Annotated in this window: 22 protein-coding genes; 11 read left to right on the top strand and 11 right to left on the bottom strand. The window is 58.8% G+C overall.

The features are described 5' to 3' along the window. The first annotated feature begins 1 nt into the window (after position 1). The 6 genes from VMW85_05550 to pheA are packed head-to-tail and all read left to right on the top strand — an operon-like array spanning position 2 to position 4,732. Positions 2-553 (top strand): imidazoleglycerol-phosphate dehydratase, encoded by a 552-nt coding sequence (locus tag VMW85_05550; GenBank protein HUT27492.1) that lies wholly within the window; start codon positions 2-4, stop codon positions 551-553. After that, positions 550-1,305 (top strand): imidazole glycerol phosphate synthase subunit HisF, encoded by a 756-nt coding sequence (gene hisF / locus VMW85_05545; protein ID HUT27491.1) that lies wholly within the window; start codon positions 550-552, stop codon positions 1,303-1,305. Before VMW85_05550 ends, hisF begins: the two co-directional genes overlap by 4 nt. Further along, positions 1,302-1,901, top strand: a complete 600-nt coding sequence (gene hisIE / locus VMW85_05540; protein HUT27490.1) for a bifunctional phosphoribosyl-AMP cyclohydrolase/phosphoribosyl-ATP diphosphatase HisIE — start codon at positions 1,302-1,304, stop codon at positions 1,899-1,901. The genes hisF and hisIE overlap by 4 nt, the downstream gene beginning before the upstream one ends. Next, the gene (locus VMW85_05535) at positions 1,898-2,557 is read left to right on the top strand and encodes a histidinol phosphate phosphatase domain-containing protein (GenBank protein HUT27489.1); all 660 of its coding nucleotides are present in this window, start codon (positions 1,898-1,900) and stop codon (positions 2,555-2,557) included. The genes hisIE and VMW85_05535 overlap by 4 nt, the downstream gene beginning before the upstream one ends. Next, entirely contained in the window at positions 2,554-3,912 is a 1,359-nt protein-coding gene (locus VMW85_05530; GenBank protein ID HUT27488.1) for an aspartate kinase, read from the top strand. Before VMW85_05535 ends, VMW85_05530 begins: the two co-directional genes overlap by 4 nt. A 1-nt stretch (position 3,913) precedes the next feature. Further along, complete coding sequence (pheA, locus tag VMW85_05525) at positions 3,914-4,732, top strand: prephenate dehydratase (protein ID HUT27487.1); 819 nt, start codon at positions 3,914-3,916, stop codon at positions 4,730-4,732. Here the strand turns inward: pheA and VMW85_05520 are convergent, their stop codons facing one another. Further along, positions 4,733-5,269, bottom strand: a complete 537-nt coding sequence (locus VMW85_05520) for a flavin reductase family protein (GenBank protein ID HUT27486.1) — start codon at positions 5,267-5,269, stop codon at positions 4,733-4,735. 45 nt (positions 5,270-5,314) lie between these two features. Then, positions 5,315-5,842: a flavin reductase family protein gene (locus VMW85_05515; GenBank protein ID HUT27485.1), complete on the bottom strand. Its 528-nt coding sequence runs from the start codon at positions 5,840-5,842 to the stop codon at positions 5,315-5,317. A gap of 156 nt (positions 5,843-5,998) precedes the next feature. Between VMW85_05515 and VMW85_05510 the strand changes: the two genes are divergently transcribed. After that, positions 5,999-6,784, top strand: a complete 786-nt coding sequence (locus tag VMW85_05510) for an S-methyl-5'-thioadenosine phosphorylase (protein HUT27484.1) — start codon at positions 5,999-6,001, stop codon at positions 6,782-6,784. On the opposite strand, the gene VMW85_05505 is transcribed toward VMW85_05510, so the two are convergent. Continuing rightward, positions 6,785-7,240, bottom strand: coding sequence for a peroxiredoxin (locus VMW85_05505; GenBank protein ID HUT27483.1), 456 nt, complete (start codon positions 7,238-7,240; stop codon positions 6,785-6,787). It lies immediately after the preceding gene. A gap of 91 nt (positions 7,241-7,331) precedes the next feature. Here VMW85_05505 and VMW85_05500 point away from each other — a divergent pair, with 91 nt between their 5' ends. Continuing rightward, positions 7,332-7,562 carry a hypothetical protein gene (locus VMW85_05500; GenBank protein HUT27482.1) on the top strand — a complete coding sequence of 77 codons (231 nt, stop codon included), beginning with the start codon at positions 7,332-7,334 and terminating at the stop codon, positions 7,560-7,562. Here VMW85_05500 and gcvH read toward each other — a convergent pair whose 3' ends face one another. Next, a complete protein-coding gene (gene gcvH / locus VMW85_05495; GenBank protein HUT27481.1) occupies positions 7,563-7,946 on the bottom strand; it encodes a glycine cleavage system protein GcvH in 384 nt (127 codons plus the stop codon). Positions 7,947-8,041: 95 nt separating this feature from the next. Here gcvH and hypF point away from each other — a divergent pair, with 95 nt between their 5' ends. After that, on the top strand, positions 8,042-10,231 hold the full coding sequence (gene hypF, locus VMW85_05490; protein HUT27480.1) for a carbamoyltransferase HypF: 2,190 nt from the start codon (positions 8,042-8,044) through the stop codon (positions 10,229-10,231). Between the two features lie 21 nt (positions 10,232-10,252). Here the strand turns inward: hypF and VMW85_05485 are convergent, their stop codons facing one another. Then, positions 10,253-10,792, bottom strand: coding sequence for a DNA-deoxyinosine glycosylase (locus VMW85_05485; protein ID HUT27479.1), 540 nt, complete (start codon positions 10,790-10,792; stop codon positions 10,253-10,255). A gap of 105 nt (positions 10,793-10,897) precedes the next feature. Here VMW85_05485 and VMW85_05480 point away from each other — a divergent pair, with 105 nt between their 5' ends. Both VMW85_05480 and VMW85_05475 read left to right on the top strand, forming a co-directional pair. Continuing rightward, entirely contained in the window at positions 10,898-11,947 is a 1,050-nt protein-coding gene (locus VMW85_05480; GenBank protein HUT27478.1) for a hypothetical protein, read from the top strand. A gap of 79 nt (positions 11,948-12,026) precedes the next feature. Next, the gene (locus VMW85_05475; protein ID HUT27477.1) at positions 12,027-13,130 is read left to right on the top strand and encodes a TIGR00303 family protein; all 1,104 of its coding nucleotides are present in this window, start codon (positions 12,027-12,029) and stop codon (positions 13,128-13,130) included. Here VMW85_05475 and VMW85_05470 read toward each other — a convergent pair. The 6 genes from VMW85_05470 to VMW85_05445 are packed head-to-tail and all read right to left on the bottom strand — an operon-like array spanning position 13,117 to position 18,586. After that, complete coding sequence (locus VMW85_05470) at positions 13,117-13,743, bottom strand: NTP transferase domain-containing protein (GenBank protein HUT27476.1); 627 nt, start codon at positions 13,741-13,743, stop codon at positions 13,117-13,119. The two genes, VMW85_05475 and VMW85_05470, sit on opposite strands and share 14 nt — an antisense overlap. Next, positions 13,740-14,507 carry an adenosylcobinamide-GDP ribazoletransferase gene (cobS, locus tag VMW85_05465; protein ID HUT27475.1) on the bottom strand — a complete coding sequence of 256 codons (768 nt, stop codon included), beginning with the start codon at positions 14,505-14,507 and terminating at the stop codon, positions 13,740-13,742. The genes VMW85_05470 and cobS overlap by 4 nt, the downstream gene beginning before the upstream one ends. 5 nt (positions 14,508-14,512) lie before the next feature. Then, positions 14,513-15,649 carry an adenosylcobinamide amidohydrolase gene (locus tag VMW85_05460; protein HUT27474.1) on the bottom strand — a complete coding sequence of 379 codons (1,137 nt, stop codon included), beginning with the start codon at positions 15,647-15,649 and terminating at the stop codon, positions 14,513-14,515. 4 nt (positions 15,650-15,653) lie between these two features. Then, entirely contained in the window at positions 15,654-16,649 is a 996-nt protein-coding gene (locus VMW85_05455) for a cobalamin biosynthesis protein (GenBank protein ID HUT27473.1), read from the bottom strand. Further along, complete coding sequence (locus VMW85_05450; GenBank protein HUT27472.1) at positions 16,642-17,787, bottom strand: histidinol-phosphate transaminase; 1,146 nt, start codon at positions 17,785-17,787, stop codon at positions 16,642-16,644. The genes VMW85_05455 and VMW85_05450 overlap by 8 nt, the downstream gene beginning before the upstream one ends. Beyond that, positions 17,744-18,586, bottom strand: a complete 843-nt coding sequence (locus VMW85_05445; GenBank protein HUT27471.1) for an ABC transporter ATP-binding protein — start codon at positions 18,584-18,586, stop codon at positions 17,744-17,746. The genes VMW85_05450 and VMW85_05445 overlap by 44 nt, the downstream gene beginning before the upstream one ends. Positions 18,587-18,594: the final 8 nt, after the last annotated feature.

The following is an 18,594-nucleotide window of genomic DNA, read 5'->3' as shown; positions in this document are numbered from 1 at the left end:
CATGGACAGGAAAGCCGAAGTGGTTCGCAAGACACGGGAGACCGAGGTGCGCCTCAAGCTGGACCTGGATGGCAAGGGCGAGACGAAGGTGGAGTGCGAGGAACAGTTCCTGTGCCATATGCTGGAGACCCTAGGGCGATATGCCAATTTCGATCTGACGATCAGCGCCGAGGGCGATGACGAGCACCACCTGGTGGAGGACGTGGCCATCGTGCTCGGGAAGACCCTGAGGCAATGTCTGGGCGATAGCCCCATCGAGCGGATGGCCTCCTCACTGGTCCCCATGGACGATGCCCTGGTCCAGGTGGCGGTGGACATAATCGAGCGGCCGTACGCGGACATCGATTGCCCCGACACGCTCTACACTCACTTCTTTCGCAGCTTCGCCATGTCCTCGGGCATAACCTTGCACGTGATGATCATACGGGGCAGCGACGAACACCACATCATCGAGGCCACCTTCAAGGCCCTGGGCAAAGCTCTGCGATCGGCGGTTAGGCCGAGGGGCAGCGAGCTGAGCACCAAGGACCGGCCTAAGGTGAGCGGAAAATGAGTTTGACCAAGAGGATCATTCCCTGTCTGGACGTGAGGAACGGCACTGTGGTCAAGGGCGTCAAGTTCCTGGACCTGAAGGATGTGGGCTACCCACCGGAACTGGCCTCGGCGTACGAGAAGCAGGGAGCGGACGAGATCGTCTTCCTGGACATCTCTGCCAGCGCCGAAGGGAGACGCACTCTGCTTGATATCGTCGAGGAGACGGCCAAACAGCTCTTCGTCCCGCTGACCGTCGGTGGCGGTATTCGTGAGAAGAGCGACATGCGGGCCGCGCTTAACGCCGGGGCGGACAAGGTCTCGATGAACACGGTGGCGGTGCAGCAGCCGGAGATCATCTCCGAATGCGCCAAGGACTTCGGCAGCCAGTGCGTCGTCGTTGCCATAGACGCCAAACGCCAGGGGGGCTCCTGGACGGTCTATACCCACGGCGGAAGGAAGAACGCCGATCTGGACATGCTGCAGTGGGCCAGAGAGGTAGAGGACCGCGGCGCCGGAGAGATACTCCTGACCAGCATGGACGCCGATGGTACCAAGGACGGTTACGACATCGCCATGACCAAGGCGGTGGCCGAAGCGGTGAACATCCCGGTCATAGCCTCTGGAGGATGCGGTTCCCCGGAGCACATTCTAGAGGTATTACAGCAGACCAAGGCCGAGGCGGCCTTGGCTGCGTCCATATTCCACTACGGGCAGTGCACCGTAAAGGACGTCAAACAATATCTGAGGGAAAAAGGGGTGGAAGTGAGATGAACCCGAAGTTCGATGCCAACGGTCTGTTGCCAGTCATCGTGCAGGACCACGAGACCAACGAGGTCCTGATGCTGGCCTACGCCAACGAGGAAGCGTACCGAAAGATGCTGAAGACCGGGTACACCCATTTTTATTCCCGTTCCCGACAGCAACAGTGGATGAAAGGGGAGACCTCCGGCCATGTGCAGGAGATCGTATCGATACAGCTGGATTGCGATCAGGACACCTTGCTGGTCCGGGTGAAGCAGACCGGCGTGGCCTGCCACCTGGACCGCATGTCCTGTTTTGACGAAGTTGTCTACGGCGACGTGGATGGTACCATGGCCGTGCTGCCCGAACTGCTCAGGGTCGTTCGGGACCGGAGGACGAACCCGGTCGAAGGAAGTTACACCAGTAAACTGTTCGCCGACGAGGACAAGCGCCTGAAGAAGGTGGTGGAAGAAGCGGCCGAGGTGCTCTTGGCCGCCAAGAACCACCAGACGAAGGAGCAGTCCTGGGAGGTCGCCGACCTCATCTATCACCTGATGGTGGCAGTGGAGGGCATGGAGATCGGCTGGGAGGACGTTTATCGTAAGTTAGCGGAGAGGAGGAAATGAGAGCCGAACTGCACACCCACACCCTATTGAGCGACGGCGAACTGCTGCCCATCGAGCTGGCCCGCCGCGCCTTGGTCAAGGGGACCAAGACCTTGGCCTTCACCGATCACGCCTCCCTGAGCAACATGGAGCGGATCATTCAAGAAGCTCGTAGGGACGCGGAGCTGGCAGCGGATTGGGGCATGAAGGTGCTATGCGGTGTGGAGATAACCCACGTACCAGCGCGCCGCATCGACGATGTCGTCCTCCGCGCCCGAAAGCTGGGAGCGGAGATAGTGGTGATCCACGGAGAGACCATCAGCGAACCTGTGGAGAGGGGGACCAACCTGGCCGCGGTCAAGAACCCTGATGTGGACATATTGGCCCACCCCGGGTTCATCACCTTGGAGGAGGCGCAATTGGCCAGGGACAACGGTGTGGTCCTGGAGATCACCTCCAGGGGATCGCACTGCAAGACCAACGGACACGTGGCCAGAATGGCCCAGCAGGCCGGAGCGCGTATGGTGGTCAACACCGACGCTCACGCACCGGGGGACCTTATGGACCTGGCAACGGCGATGCAGATAGCCTTGGCCGCGGGACTTAGCCAGCAAGAAGCGGACCGCGCCCTGATCGAGACGCCCCAGGAGATAGTGAAGAGGAGGGGTCGCGCCTGAAGGTCCTCAAGTTCGGCGGGTCCTCGCTGAAGACCGGGGAGTCCATGCGCCAGGTGGCCGGCATCATCGTCGCGGAGAAGGAGAAGAAGGCCGTCGTTCTGAGCGCCGTCTCCGGCGTCACCGAGATGCTGGTGCAGTTCATCTCCTGTACCCATACCGAGGAGGACGTGGATTCCTTCATGAAGGCCGTCAGCAAGGTGCACACCGATCTGGTCGACGATGCCCTTACCACTGAGAAGTGCCAGGCCCAGGCCGTGGAAGAGCTGGTGGCAAAGCTGGTCAAGCTAGAACGTATGCTCTACGGCTCCTGCTACATCGAGGAGGTGAACCCTCGCATCCGTGATTACGTGCAATGCTTCGGGGAACGCCTGTCCGTCATCATCGTGGCCGCCCTGCTCAACGAAATGGGCATGAAGGCCAAGCCCGTGGACGCGGATGAACTGGGCATCATCACCGATGGTGAGTACGGGACCGCCATGGTGAACATGGAGGCCACGCGTTCGACCATACGCCCCAAGCTCATGAAGGGGCTGCAGGATGGTGTGACGCCGGTCATCACCGGGTTCTTCGGCAGAGCGCCGGAAGGCAGCGTCACCGTCTTCGGTCGCAACGGCAGCGATTACAGCGCCGCCGCCGTCGCCAATGCCATGGGCGCTTCCGTGCTGGAGATATGGAAGGACGTGGACGGGTTCATGAGCGTGGACCCCAAGATCGTTCCCTCCGCCCGATCGATACCGCAGTTGAGCTACGACGAAGCGGCGGAACTGGCTTACTTCGGTGCCAAGGTCGTCCACCCCATGACCATGGAACCGGCCCGTTCGGGCAACATCGAGATACGGGTGAAGAACGTCTTCCGTCCGGAAGCGCCGGGAACGGCCATCAAGGATTCCGGAAAGAACGGCGATCGGAGCATCAAGTCCATCTCCTGTATGAAGAACCTCTCTTTGGTCAAGGTCTTCGGCGAAGGCACTGGCTACAAGCTAGGCGTACTGGCGGACATCGCCTCCTTGCTCCGGGAAGCGGAGGTCAACATATACAGCGTGGTCACGTCGCTGACCTGCATCGCGCTGCTGGTGGACAAGAAGGACGTGGCCAAGGCCCAGAAGGTGCTGACCGAGGGAGGCGTCACCCGCATGGAGACGCACGCCAATTTCGCCCTGATGTGCATCGTCGGCGAAGGTCTGGGCCACCATAAGGGATTGGCCTCCAGGGTCTTCAATGCCGTGGCCAAGGAGAACGTGAACGTCGGACTTATCTCCGCCGGCGCTTCACTGGTCGCCTACCACTTCACCGTGGACGAGGCGGACCTGGAAAAGGCCACCAGGGCGGTGCACGAAGAACTTTTCGGGTGCTGAGATGATCGTTTCGTTCCAAGGGGTCAAGGGAGCTTACAGCGAGGACGCGGTCTTCGCCTACGATAAGAGCGCCACCACCTCGGAGTGCGCCGAGTTCATGGACCTCTTCGATGCGGTGAAGAGCGGACGTGCGGACCTGGGAATGCTGCCGGTGGAAAATTCCATCGAGGGCAGCGTCACTACCGCCAACGACCTGCTGTTCCAAAGCGACCTGCGGGTGGTCGGTGAGGTCATGGTGCGGATAAGGCATTGTCTCATCGGACATCCGGACGCGGAACTGCAGGACGTTCAGCTAGTTTACAGTCACCCTCAGGCACTGGCACAATGCCGGGACCTGTTGTCCTCACACCCGGAATGGCAGAAGGTGCCGGCGTTCGACACGGCCGGATCGGTGCGAATGGTGCGGGAGCGCGGCCTCATCGAAGAGGCGGCGATCGCCAGCCGACGCGCCGCCAGCGCCTACGGCATGAAGGTATTGCTGGAGGACGTTCAGAGCGTACAGGACAACATCACCCGCTTCTTCGTGCTGTCCAGGAAAGGCTCGCCGGTAGCTGGCAACAAGACCGCCCTGGCGTTCACCACCCGGAACCAGCCTGGAGCGCTTTTCGATTGCTTGAAGACCTTCGCCGTTCACGGTGTCAACATCACCAAGTTGGAATCCCGACCATGGCGCGGAAGGACCTGGGAGTACGTGTTCTACCTGGACCTTGACGGGGATGTGAAGGACGATAAGGTGGCCGAGGCCCTGGAGGACCTGCGCCAGAGCGCTTCCTGCGTCAAGGTGTTCGGCTCGTTCCTCAAGGCGTCCTTGCCGTCGTGATCACTCTCTTTTCTTGATCGGTCGCTCACCAGCGGTCCAATATTCCCCGTCCCGATACAGCAACGCCTTGCTGCGATCGTAATCGGAAGTGATGTCGGTGTGCTTGATCTCGCCTAAATACCAGGTGTGGTCCCCGATCTCGAAGGACTGTGTCTTCTTCAGTTCCATGTTCAGCAGGCACTCGGCTATGCGCGGAGCCTTGGTACGCTTGCCTTTGACCGGGGTGAGCCCGGTGAGCTCGAACTTGTCAGTGTCCGCTCCGCTCTTCTCCCCACAGATGATGACCTGCTCCAGGAGTTCCTTCCCCGGAATGTTGATGGTGAACTCATCGTTCTCCTCCAGGAACTTGTAGCTCTGACGAGAGGTGGTGACGGCTATGCCGACGATCGGCGGCCGCACCGAGAACACGTTGAACATTCCTACGGTGATGACGTTGATCTCCTTGCCCCCCACCCCCACCAGCACCACCGGTGCCGGAGGCAGGGACATCAAGGCGCCCATATGGTCGATATCGACCTTGTCGTCCATGTTTACCATTGAAACACCTGGGTAAACCTTGGGATTGGGCGCTAATAAAGCTTTTTAACGGCGGCGGATGACATCGCCCAGGACCCGGAACTCACCGGACCAGTACATGAGGGATTTCTCCCGGTCGGCATCCTTGGCCATTTCGGCGTGCACGACCTCGCCCAGATACCATATATGGTCCCCGGCGTCGATCCTCTGCCGCTTGATGCATTCCAGGTTGACCATGCATTCCGCGATGGTCGGAGACTTGATCTTCTTGCCAGGAGAGGCCACGAAACCGCAGTCCTCGAACTTGTCCACCTCTCGCCCGGAACGTTGCCCGCAATAAAGGACCTCCTCCACGAGATCCTTTCCAGGTATGTTGATGGAGAAATCATCGCTCGACTCCATCAACTCGAAGCTGTGCCGTGCCGGGGAGACACCTATGCCCAGTACGGGAGGGTTGAAGGAGAACATGTGCACCAGCGCTATGGTCAGAACATTATTGTTACCGTTACCGTCGCCGACCGCGGCCAATACCACGGGGAAGGCTGGAAAGGCCCGACAGGCCCATATAGGGTTAACCTCGTTCTTCTCCAACATAACTTTCCTGAAAGGGAATTATGTGGATATAAAATAAGATATGGTCGCTTGGTTCGTAGTAACGGAAGCTTTTATTCGAAGCCTATCCACATCCATAAGATCGGTCCGCGCATGCGCAATTTAATAATCCCGATGACCGTATCTCAACGGAGTAAAATGAAGGCCAGGATAGGGATCATCGGCGGTACTGGGGTATACGACCCCGAGATGTTCGAGTTGAAGGAGACCGTGCGTCCGCATACCCCCTACGGGGCGGCTTCGGACGAGATACAGATCGGTGAGCTGAAGGGGGTTCCCGTCGCCTTCCTGCCCCGGCACGGTCGCGGGCACATCATCCCTCCGCACATGATCAACTATCGCGCCAATATCTATGCATTGAAGCAATTGGGCGTGGAGAGGGTGATATCCCCTTGCGCCGTCGGGTCCCTGCAGGAAGAGTACAAGCCAGGGGAGATCGCCATCATCGACCAGTTCATCGATCTCACCAAGAGCCGCGATTATACCTTCTTCGATGGGCCAAGGACGGTGCACGTAGGGGCGGCCGACCCCTTCTGCCCCGAGGTCGGCTCCCTTTTCGTTAAGGAGGCCAAGAAGGCCAAGATACCTTGCCATGATGCGGGAACCTACGTGTGCATCGAAGGCCCACGATTCTCCACCAGAGCGGAGAGCAGGATGTACCGGGCGTTCGCCGACGTGATCGGAATGACATTGGCGCCCGAATGCGCACTTGCCATAGAGATGGAGATGTGCTACACGAGCTTGGCCATGATCACCGATTACGACGTGTGGGCGGACCACCCCGTGGATACCGCCACCATCCTGAAGACCATGGCGGACAACATGGACAAGATCAGGACACTTCTGGCGAACACCTTGCCGAAGATACCGGTGGAGAGGAAGAAGTGCCAGTGCGGGAACGTGCTGGAAGCGGCGGGCGCCTGATCACAGCGCCTTGATCGCCCTCAACGCCTCCTCGGCGTGCTCCTTGGAGCGCAGCGGGGAACTGTAGACCAGACGTATCTTCCACTCGCGATCGATGACGTAGGTGGTGCGAGCGGCGGTACCGCCGATGCCGAAGGCGCCGAACGCCTTGCGCAGCACGTTCTTCTCATCGCTCAGGAGACGGAAGGTCAGTTCGTGCTCCGTGGCGAACTCCTTGTGCGTCTGGACATCGTCCGCCGAAACGCCTATGACCTCGGCCCCGGCGGCCTGGAACTGTTCGTGCATCTGACGGAACGCCACCGCCTCCATGGTGCACACCTTGGTGAAATCCTTGGGATAGAAGTACAAAGCTAGCACCTTCTCCCCGCGTATGTCCTTGGAACTCACGGTCCTTCCATCTTGGTCAAGCATCTCAAAGTCCGGGGCCGCGTCCCCCACCTGCAACTTCGTCGTCATGTTATCCTATCAAGTTGCGTTTGAAAGCTGATTAAATGTTGTATCAGTGAGATGAAACATTTTTATTCTTAGCACGTCCATTCTATTCAGCATGACCTGCTATTTCCGGCACCTTGACGCTGTTTTTAAAAGGGCCGGTCTGACCATCGACGTAGACAATCGAAAGCGGGTCGATCTCATCATCCATGATATGGTCGGCATAGAATACAAGAATTGCACCGAGACCTGGAAGGCGCTCAAGGTTTTGCTAGAGGACGAGGAGGGTTTCACGCAGCGTCTGCGAGAGGCCTGTCTAGCCCAGAACATATATCTGGAGTACTGATCACTCACCGATGTGCTGACGGTAGGCGGCGGCGTCCATGAGCTTGCCGGGCTCCGACGGGTCGGACATCTTTATTTTGGCCAGCCATCCATTTTCGTAAGGTGATCCATTGATGAGCGCCGGATCGTCGTCCACGGGGGCGTTGACATCGACGACCTCGCCGGAGACCGGAGCGTAGACGTCGGCGGTGTTCTTGACGCTCTCTACGATCGCCAGAACGTCTCCCTTCTTGACCTGGACCCCTTTCTTGGGCAATTGTACGTAAACGAACTCGGTCAGTTCCTCTTGGGCATGGTCGGTGATGCCCACGGTGGCAACATCGCCCTCGACCTTCGTCCATTCGTGGTCCTTGGTGTAATGGAGTCCCTCAGGTACCTCGCTCATGTTATCCCTGGTAGGAACGGGATACGGATATTTATGCATCGTGCGTTCCGTTTTCAACCGAAGAGATATATATCTGGGGTAGGATGGAAAGGGGTATGCGCGTCACCGTGCGAGGAGTGGTCCAGGGAGTCGGTTTTCGTCCCACGGTCCACCGCCTGGCCAGATCAATGGGTTTACACGGTTACGTGCAGAACAACGGTTCCAACGTGGTCATCGAGATCGACGGGGACCCCCAGGAGTTCATTTCTCGATTGAAGGCGGCGCTGCCGCCCCTGGCCCGTTTGGATGACATGGTCATCTCTGAAGGGCTGCCCGATCGGCGTTTGAAGGAGATGGGTTTCGTCATCGTGCCTAGCCAGGAAGGGTCGAGGGGAGTTGGTATCCCCAACGACACGGCGGTCTGTCCATCCTGTCTCGAAGAGATGCTTAGTTCGGGGAACAGGCGTTACCTTTATCCGTTCACCAACTGCACTGATTGTGGTGCACGATTCACGGTCATCGAGGACCTTCCGTACGACCGGGAGAAGACCTCCATGCGACCGTTCCCCATGTGCCCGGAATGCCAGCGGGAATATGAGGACCCGGATGACAGACGCTTCCATCATCAGACCATCACCTGCCCGGTCTGTGGTCCCCGCTATTACCTTCTGGACGCGGAAGGGCGCAGGGACTACGAGGACCCCATAGCCAAGTTCGCCTGGGGATTACAACAGGGAAGGATCGGAGTGGCCAAGAGCTGGGGAGGCATGCATCTATGCTGTTCCCTGGACCGTTTGCGACCTCTGAGAGAATGGTATCGGAGGAAAGAGAAACCTTTCGCCGTAATGGTGCGGGACCTGGAAGCGCTCAAGCGATACGCCCGGCCTACCGCTCATGATCTGGAGCTGCTCACATCCAGCCATAGGCCGATAGTGCTGGTGGACAAGATAGAGAACGATATCACGGAACTGGTATCGCCTGGACTGGGGAACATCGGCGTATTCCTTCCCTACACCTCCATGCAGCACCTGCTGTTCCATTACCTGAAGGAGGACGCCTTGGTGATGACATCGGCCAACGTTCCCGGGGAGCCGATGGTGCTGCGGGAGAAGGACGCATTGATGCTGGGAGCGGACATGTATCTGATGCATGACCGGGAGATCATCAACCGCTGCGACGATTCGGTGGTGCGTTCATTCGGGAGCAAGACCTACTATCTGCGCAAGTCCAGAGGACATATCCCCAGTTACATAGAGCTTCCATTGAAGGGAACGGCCATCGGCGTGGGTGCCCAGGAAGGACTGGCCGGCGCTTTGGCCTTCGATGGCCGCCTTTACGCCACCCAGTACATCGGCGATGCCACCTCGCCCGGGGTGCTGGAATTCCTGGATGAGGGCTTGAAGTACCTGAGGCGATTGCTGGGAGCGGAGGGACTGAACGCCATCGGCATGGACCTTCATCCCGGACACTCCGCTCGGAGGCTGGCCAAGAGGTTGGCCGAGGAGGCTGGGATAGAGGCGGTGGAGGTTCAGCATCACCACGCCCACGCCGCCGCCCTGCTCGTCGAATCACAGCTGCCGGAGATGGTGGTCCTGACCCTGGATGGCACGGGATACGGCGATGACGGTGTGGCCTGGGGAGGGGAAGTGCTCTTCTCGGACCTCAAGGATTACCGGCGCATCGGACACCTGAGGGAGATACCGCTGTTGGGCGGCGAGAAGGCCGTCTATGACGTCCGGAGATTGGCCTTCGCCATGGCCGAGCTTACCGGAGGGGGACTGGACCACTTCCCGGAGAAGGACGCCGAACTGTTCCGTAAGATGATGCCCCGGGCCGGTACCAGCACTTCGTTCGGCCGGGTCCTGGACGCCATCTCATATTATCACGACATATGCCAGTATCGCAGCTACGACGGCGAACCGGCCATGAAGCTGGAGAAGTGGCTGGAGAAGGCGAAGCGGTCGGACCTGGTGCCGACCGTCCGCAAGGGAAACGTCATCGACACACCGGAGATGTTCCGCTGCATGATGGATTCGTCCGGTTCCGTCGCCGATAGGGCGGGAAGCATGACCTATGCCATGCTCTCTGGACTGGTGGACATCGCCGTCGAGGCGGCCGAGGACGAAGGGGTAAAGCACATCGGTCTGAGCGGTGGCGTCAGCTACAATCGTCCCATCTCCCGCTGGAGCAAGATGCTCGTTGAAAGACGGGGCCTGGAGTTCGTCTGCCACGATCGTACCCCCAACGGGGACGGATGCATTTCCACGGGACAATGCGCGGTAGCGCTTTCGAGGACCGGGAACTGATGCTCCCTGAGCGCCAGCACATCAGTTTTCAAGGACTTCCCGAACGACCTTCCAGGCATTCACCTTTTCGGATATCCTGACCGCGTTCGCTGGCGATGATGAGGGGAGCGTTGCGACGATCGGTCCATCGAGACCCGGCGGTAGCTTTTTCTGTACCAATCTTTCATAGCACCCATAGGCCTTCTTTCCATTGAGGAACACATGGCCGATGCTGGTATGTCTCCGGAACAAGGAAGCCAGATCATTGGCCACCGGATTGATTATGGAGTGGTCCTTGCTCTTATCAATGTCGCATTCACCGAGCACGTCCCAGAGGGCGATCTCCTTTTCCTTGAGGTATGTCAACCTCCTCCCATAGACAGGATCGAGCTCCGAATCGAACACCTGGTAGATGATCCTCCAAAAATGATTTTGAGGATTGCCATAATATTCCTGCTTCCTATCGGACAATACGCTTGGTATGGTCCCGAGGATGAGGACCTTCGGACCGTCGCCGATTATGAGCGGTAGGCCGACCCTATGATCTAGTCCCTCGCTCGCATCATCTCCTGAGACCGGCATGAGGTTCAGAGATACCTACTGGCACAAATAACGTTCTCAGATTGGACGATACGACCAACACATATTATATGGCCAATGCCATCCGGAACTGGCAAGGCCTGACGAATGAGGAAGCTCATCATTTTACTGGACGGCGCAGCCGACGAGCGCATATCCATCTTCAATAACCGCACCCCCCTGGAGGCGGCCCATAAGGAGTTCATGGACGGGCTGGCCCGCGAGGGCAAGGTGGGCACCACCGATGGGAAGGACTACACCCACACCTTCCTGGTCGAGCTGCTTACCGGAAAGCCGTATGACATCCCGCGCGGGGTGATCGAAGCCTACGGCCTGGAGCTTCCCATCGGGGAGGACCGAGTAGCCTACCGCATGACCCCGGCCAAGGTGCGCGACGGTCATGTGGAATGGTATTACAATATCAGCTGTGACGAGGAAATGTTCCTGCAGCGCGCCATAATCAAGAACCGGTCCAAGCTATCCCAGATGGAACCCAGGATGCTGGCCTACCAAGGTGGAAAGGGAGTGCTCACCGTGAAGGGGGAGGACATACTGGACCTGCCGAAACCTCCTGGCCCGGCGATGCTTTCCACCGATGAGCTGGGACCGTTCCAGGAGTTCGCCCAAGGCGTCAGCGAGAGCACTGGCGGCATCACCTTGATCCCCTGGGGAGGAGGGCGTGGCCGCGTCGCCGTCGACGTCCGACGGGAGATCACCAAGGTTCCGGACCTGGCGGTCATATCCAAGAGCCCTTCCGCTTTGGGCGTGGGGAAGTTCCTGGGCATGGAAACGGTACGCGTTCCCGGATTCAAAGAGGGGATCAAGGTCGCCAGCCAGATGATCGAAAAAGAAGACGTCTTCCTGCACATCGAGGAGACGGACGACGTCAGCCATAAGTGCAACCCCAAGAACAAGCTGCGTTTGATCGAGGAGATCGACCGTGAGCTGAGCCGTTATGGTAAACGTCTCCACGAATGCCAGGTGGCATTGCTGATCGATCACGGAGCATCGTCGGTGACCGGGGAGCACATGCGCATGAAGGTTCCTTTCGCGGTCCACGGTGGCAAGTGGGTGGGAGGCGGCGGTGACTCCTTCCACGAGAACGGAGGGGAACATTTCCCTCTCGGAAAGCTGCTGGAGACCATTCTTGAAGAATGATCCCAGGCATTGGCAATAGGTTAAATATTTTCTTAGCATTGAGTTGGATGATACAACCAATAGTTCTTGAGGTCACATAATGTTCAAAGCGGACATAATCTACGCATCGGAGGAACCGGCAGGGAGACAGTTCACGGAAAGGTTATGGGGCAAGCGCCCGACCTACGCCGTGGTGATCGGCAATACGGAAACGGCCAAGATCCCTGGCGTATCTGCCGCAGGCGCGGTCCCCGAGATCACCGATTTCACTCCGGCGGCCGACGTGGAGCTTCTTTTCTACGGGAGATGCAAATGCATCGACGGTGTTCCAGTGACCCCGACGGGCGTACCCACTCCAGGCATAATCACCATGAGCGCTTTACAACTGGCATCCGTGCCTCTGTACGCCATCAACGGCGGTGTTCGGGTCAGACCGCACACCCCCTTCTTCGATGTGGAGGGTACGCCGGGCGAGGACATACGCACCGGAAGGGCGCTGAAGGACCCCCGACGGGTATACGAGAACTCGGTGCTCTTGGGCAGGGAACTGGCGAAGAACAATCCATACCTGGTGATAGGGGAAAGCATCGCTGGCGGCACCACCACCGCTTTGGCCACACTGTTGGCCATGGGCTACGACGGAAAGGGAAAGGTCTCCAGCAGCATGATCGACAATCCTCATTCCGTGAAGACCGATATCGCTTTGGAAGGCGTTTCCAACTCACCTTTCAGCCAAGAGGATATGAGGACCGATCCGATGAAAGCGCTGCAGGCCGTGGGCGACCCCATGATGCCGGCCGCCGCCGGTGTCGTCGCCGGAGCCGCGGAGACCATCCCTGTCCTGATGGCCGGCGGTACGCAGATGGCCGCGGTCATGGCCATCGTCAAAGGTATGGCCCCCGGAACGTTGAGCAACCTCGCATTGGGAACCACCAAATGGATCGTGCAGGACCGTTCTTCGGACATACGGGGCATAGTCGAGCAGATCGGCAAGGTACCGATATTGGCCGCCGATCTGGATTTCTCCGCTTCCGCCCATGACGGGCTGAGCATCTATGAAAAGGGGCTGGTCAAGGAGGGTGTGGGCGCGGGCGGAATATCCGTGGCCACCTTCCTCCAGACCCAGGGAAGGATCGGCGCCCGGGAGATGCTGGAAGCGGTCGAGTCGAACTACGTCCGTCTGATGGCCATCATGGGGAAGTGAGCCGTTCGCGCAGAACGGCCTCCGCCTGCTTCAGGTCCTTCACCGTGTTGACGTTGACGACCACATCGGGCGTCCCCACGAGGATGTAACCTCCGGACAGATACTCCCGGGTCAGCATGCTAGCCTTGTTGACCACGCTGACCCCGCAGGGTATGACCGGTTGGCCGTCGACATTTTCATAGAAGGTGACGTCCACGCCGAACTCCAGCGCTTTTTCCAGGGGGATGCCGACGGTCAACGATGACTCCTGGCGCGATAGATAGTCCCGGACCACCTCGCCCACGAGTTCTGCCGTTATCAAAGGCAGGTCCGCCGGGCAGATGAATATGTGCTGTTCCGTGATGCCTTCGGCCGCTTGGATGAGATCGTGGCAGTATTCAGTTCCTGAGGTCTCCAGCACCTTGACCCCTATGCTCATGAGATGCTCCCTGGTCTTCGGCACATTATCGCTGACCGATACGTAGACGGAGGATATCTCATCCACCGCCAGGAGCTGTTCCAGCACCCGATCTATCATCGGTTCGCCGAGGATGGGGGCCATGGGCTTCTCGATGCCCAGCTCCCTGATGCGGGTCCCCTTACCACCGGCGGTGATCAGCGCGACCACGCTCATGCTAGCACCAACAACATGGCGATGAGCACCAACGGCCGGGCGATCTCGTTCGTCGCCCCGAGCACGTCACCATTCACCGCTCCGAAGTTCTTTTCCGCCAGGCGGCTCATGCCCAGCCCGGTCAAAGCGCTCACGAATGCCGCGGCGACCACCAGAACGATCATCCTCTCGATGCCCCAGGTCTGAAAGAACAGGAGGTCGATGATGAAGACCAGGCCGATGCTCAGAAGCAGGGAGAGAAGAAGCGATATCACTGCCTGCTTCTCCCCGGTATTGGAAATGAACAGGTTGCCCAGTCCCTGGCGGGCCTTTCCGCCGAAGGCGCAGAACACCACGGCGTTCTTGTTCATGATCTCGGCGATAAGCGGGAGGAACAGCAATCCGACGCCCCATAGCGAGCCCAGGGTGGCGAAGCTGAGAAGGCTGAAGACCATTACATAACCAACGCCGCCGGCACCGGTCTTGGAGTCCTTCATGGCGCTGAGCTTCCGCTCGGCGTCCCCGCCACAGACCATGCCGTCTCCCAGATCGCTCAGCCCGTCCAGATGAAGGAAGCGGTTGAGCAGGTGCAGCGCGGCGATGGCCAGGGCCGCCGCCACCAACCGGGAGAGCCATCCATCGGAAAGGTACATGATCCCTCCGACCAGCAGTCCGTAGAACAGGCCTACGAAAAGGATCAGCTGGAAGTTGCGGGAGAGATCCTCCACGTCCCTGCCATCGTTCTTCGCCGGCAATATGGTAAATAAGGTCAGTGCCGCCTTCAACGCGCCTACGATATTCGTCCTTCTCCCTCCAGTAGATCAGAATAGATTGTGGACATGGTAGCGCCGATGAGCGAAGCCACGATGTCGTCCATGAACGGTCCCAGCTCGGAGAGCACCCCGGGCTTCTTTTTGTCGTAACGAATGTACTCGAAGACACATTTGCTGCCACCGATGTATTCGGCGAGCGCGATGCCCAGCAGTTCGTCGGCCAGCAGGTGCACCGGGTCCTCCTCGAACTTCTTGACGTCCAGACCGTACAGTTGACCGTAGCGGCCTTTCTCCTCCAGGGCGATGGCCGCCTGGATCATGGCGTTGACATTGATGTCCTTGGCCAACGCCACCAGCTTGTCCTCGAACCTCTTCCTGATGGCCGACTCGTCCCAGGCAGGGTCCAGGGCGTTCATGCCTTTCACCGCCGACCACATGTGGTCGAGGGTGATCCCTCTGATGGCCAATGAACGCAGGAAGTTCTTGGAATCGCCGTTGCCCCCGTTCCACTTGGATATGGACGCCCCCACCCCTCGCCGAACGGCCATGGCCATGGAGATCCCGTGATCGGAACCGGTCCCGGACCACAGGCATCTTTCCCCGTCTGCGGGACAGACGATGAGCACCGCGTCGCTCGTCGTCCCGGTCCCCGGTACGCTGTGATCGCGCAAGGCCGCGGTCTTCGCTTCGGTCACGGTCATTATGGCGTTTGCCAGACCGCAATCGTCCAACGGTTTGTCCGTGATCACCATGATATTTATCGTACCCACCTGCCGATGAGGCACCATCCCCTCCCGTGACGATTCCCCGGCGTTGATGGCATTGGAGATGCCGGCGCTCACCATGGCGATGGCGTTCGTGCCGTTGTGCGCCACCTCCTCCACCGAAAAGGCCCGATGCAGGTCTGCGGCGGTCATGAAACAGACGGTGTCCTGTGGAAGGCCGAGCTCCAGCAGCAGCTCCTTCATGTGGGCGATCGGGTCCTTGTGATCATAATGCATGGGGACCTGAAGCATAAGAACGGAATCGCCCTCGCCCAATCCCCCGTTCAGGATAGTCGAACCGAGCATCCTCATGCGGCGGGCCAGTCGTATCGCCACGTAATTATGCCCCTTCACATTGCCCTGCTCGATCTTGATCTCGTTCAAACGCATATGATCAACCACCTATGAAGTTCCAGAGAAGATCTTCCATGTAGATCTGTATGTGCACCCCCACCAGAAGGTATAAGGGTATCACCGCCGCGAACAGGAAGAGATATGATGCCAGGGTCATGATCTTTATGGTGTCCCGCAAGACCTCCGGATCGGAGGGCAGCGGCCCGTCGCCCATGACGTACCATCCTATCTTTTCGAATCGAATGCCCAGTCCTCCGGCGAAAGCTGACATGTGCCACCCCTTGTTGGGAGAAAGGGTCTGATCGTGATACTTCTTGGAGGACGCCCAGCCTGCCTTTCCGTCCTTCCCTAACAAGGCCAACGCCAGCAGTATGAAGGGTACGGCAACGCGGGCCATCAACCAGTTGGTAGCGTCGTCCAGCTTGGCCGAGAACCATCCCACATTGCGGTACCGGTCGTTCAGGTAACCTACCATGGCGTCCAGGGTGTTGGACGCGCGATAAGCGACGGCCGCCGGCAGGCCCAGCAGACCGAAGTAGAACAGTGGGGAAAAGATACTGTCCACGGTGTTCTCCGCGGCGCTCTCCGCGGCACAGGAGATGACGTGCCCCTTGTCCAATTGGCTCACGTCCCGACTGACCATCATGGCGGCCTTTTCCCTAGCCAGTTCCAGATCGTCCTCCAGCAGCGCCTTGCGCACCGGCTCGGTATGCCGGGACATGGCATTGATGGCGAACATGGTCTTGAGCAATATGCCGCCGACGATGGCCCAGGCAAGTGGTCCCAGCGAGTTCCTCAGCGCAGCGAGCAGAAGCAACGATAGGAAGGAGAAGAGCAGAATGGTGATCATCGCCAGCGCCACCCCGGCCGCCCTTTCCCGGCGCGGCCTCCCGCGAGAGACCCTCCGATCGAGGAAGGATATCACCTTGCCCATCCAGACCACCGGATGCAAACGGTTCGGAGGCTCGCCTAGTAAAAGGTCCACCAGAACGGCCACCGTCAGCGTAAGGAGCGCGTAGAACAACAGCTCAAACATGCATCCTAACTCCAAAAGCGGTGCTGCGTATCTCCTGCGCCGTCTCCTCTATGGCATTGATCAGCATATCGTTCTTCTCCGGGGTCTTGATGCTGAAACGGACGAACTTGTCGAAGGGGCGGCCAAAGGTGGAACAATCCCGTACCAACACCTTGCGCGGCAGCAGATGTTCCATGACATCCACCGCGTTCAGGCGGACGTTGTTCACCCGGGTGAAGAAGAAGAAGGCCTGGTCCGAGAGCGGGGAGAAAAGACCGGTCCCATCGACCGCCTTCTTGATCCGTCCGCTTTCCCTAGCCATCATCTCCGCCGCTCTTTGAACATGACCCATATGCTCCTTCAGCAAGCGGGCGCCGACATACTGCTCTATCACACCCAGGTTCCAGGAAAGGCGGGCCCGGTCCATCATGTCCACGATCTCCCGGCTTCCGACGCCGTAGCCGACCCTCATGCCCGGGATGGCGAAGGATTTCGTCAGTGAGGATATTACGAAAAGGTTACTGTGGTTCTTTACCTCGGACATGCAGGAGATGTTCTCGTGTCCTTCCACCAGGTCCAGCAATGTCTCGTCCAGGAAGAACAGCTTCCCGGCGCGTTCGCATTCCTCGATCAGTTCCAGCATCCTTCGCCGAGGTTCCACCGTCCCGGTGGGATTGTTGGGATTGCAGACGTAGACCGCTTTTGCCAGCGGCAACTTCTCGAGAATGGCGTTCATGTCCAGACGGAAGCCCTCGCCCTCGCACAGCGGAACGTCCATGATGTTGGCCCCCTGCATCCGGCAGGCGTGCGAGTATTCCGAGAAGGTCGGCCGGGGGATGATGACCCGGGCCTTGCGCGCTATGAAGACCTCTGGATACAATCGTATCAGTTCGGCGGAACCGGCACCGGCGATGACGTTCTCCGGGTCGACGTGATGCAATGACGCCACCGCTTGGCGGAAGTGCGCCGAGGTATCGTCCGGATAATGGCCCAGTTGGTCAACGGCCTCCATGACCAGCTGTGGAAGTGCGGCCGGCGGTCCGTATGGATTGAGGTTGTGGCTGAAGTCCTCCACACCGGAGATCTTCCAACCTTGGCCACCGTGCACCGGTCGCTTAATCGGCAACAATTCCCTTTTCACAAGGTCTTGGATCCTCATCTTTGGTTCTCTCCGAATCCACTGGTCTTAATGGAATGACGTAAATGTCCTCGCCCTGCCGCACCACCGAGACCTCCACGCCGTAGACGGAACGTATGATCTCCTCGTTGATGATATCGGCAGGAGGTCCGTAGCTCAGGATCGACCCTTCGCTGATGACTATTACAAGATCACAGTATTTGGTGATGAGATTGATGTCGTGCGAGGCGGTGATGACTGTGACGCCTTGACGGGACAGGTCCTTCAATGCCTGCATGACCTGAAGCTTGAACTTAAGGTCCAGATGGGCGCTGGGTTCGTCCGCCAACAGTATCCTTGGCTGTTGGACCGCCCCCTTCGCCAATAACACCCGGGCCTTCTCTCCGCTGCTGAGCTCCCCCAGCTTCCGGTCCCGAAGATGGGTGACATGGTAGGAGTCCATGGCCTCACGCACCAGCAGCTCGTCCTTTTCCCCTTCCCACCAGATGCCGGTGACGTAAGGATAACGCCCCAGCGCCACGAACTCCTCCACGGACAGATGAAAATCGTCAGGGACGTCCGCCGGGATGTTGGCGCAGATCTTGGCGATCTCCATCATCTTCAGTCGGTCGACGTCCTTTCCGTCTATGTAGATGGCCCCCTCCTGTGGTTTCAGCACCTTGTTGATGCAGCGCATGAAGGTGGTCTTCCCGCAGCCATTGGGACCCATGATACCTATGAACTGCCCCTTTCCAGCATGGATGGTTATGTCCTTCAACGTCTTGGAGCAAAGATTGCGCTTGGTGCCGTAGCTGAAGGATATGTTGTCTACCTTCACCACTAGCTCAT

Source organism: Methanomassiliicoccales archaeon (assembly GCA_035527755.1).
GTDB lineage: Archaea > Thermoplasmatota > Thermoplasmata > Methanomassiliicoccales > UBA472 > UBA472.
Note: the sequence above shows the minus strand (reverse complement) of the source record. Positions and strands in the feature narration are given on the sequence as shown.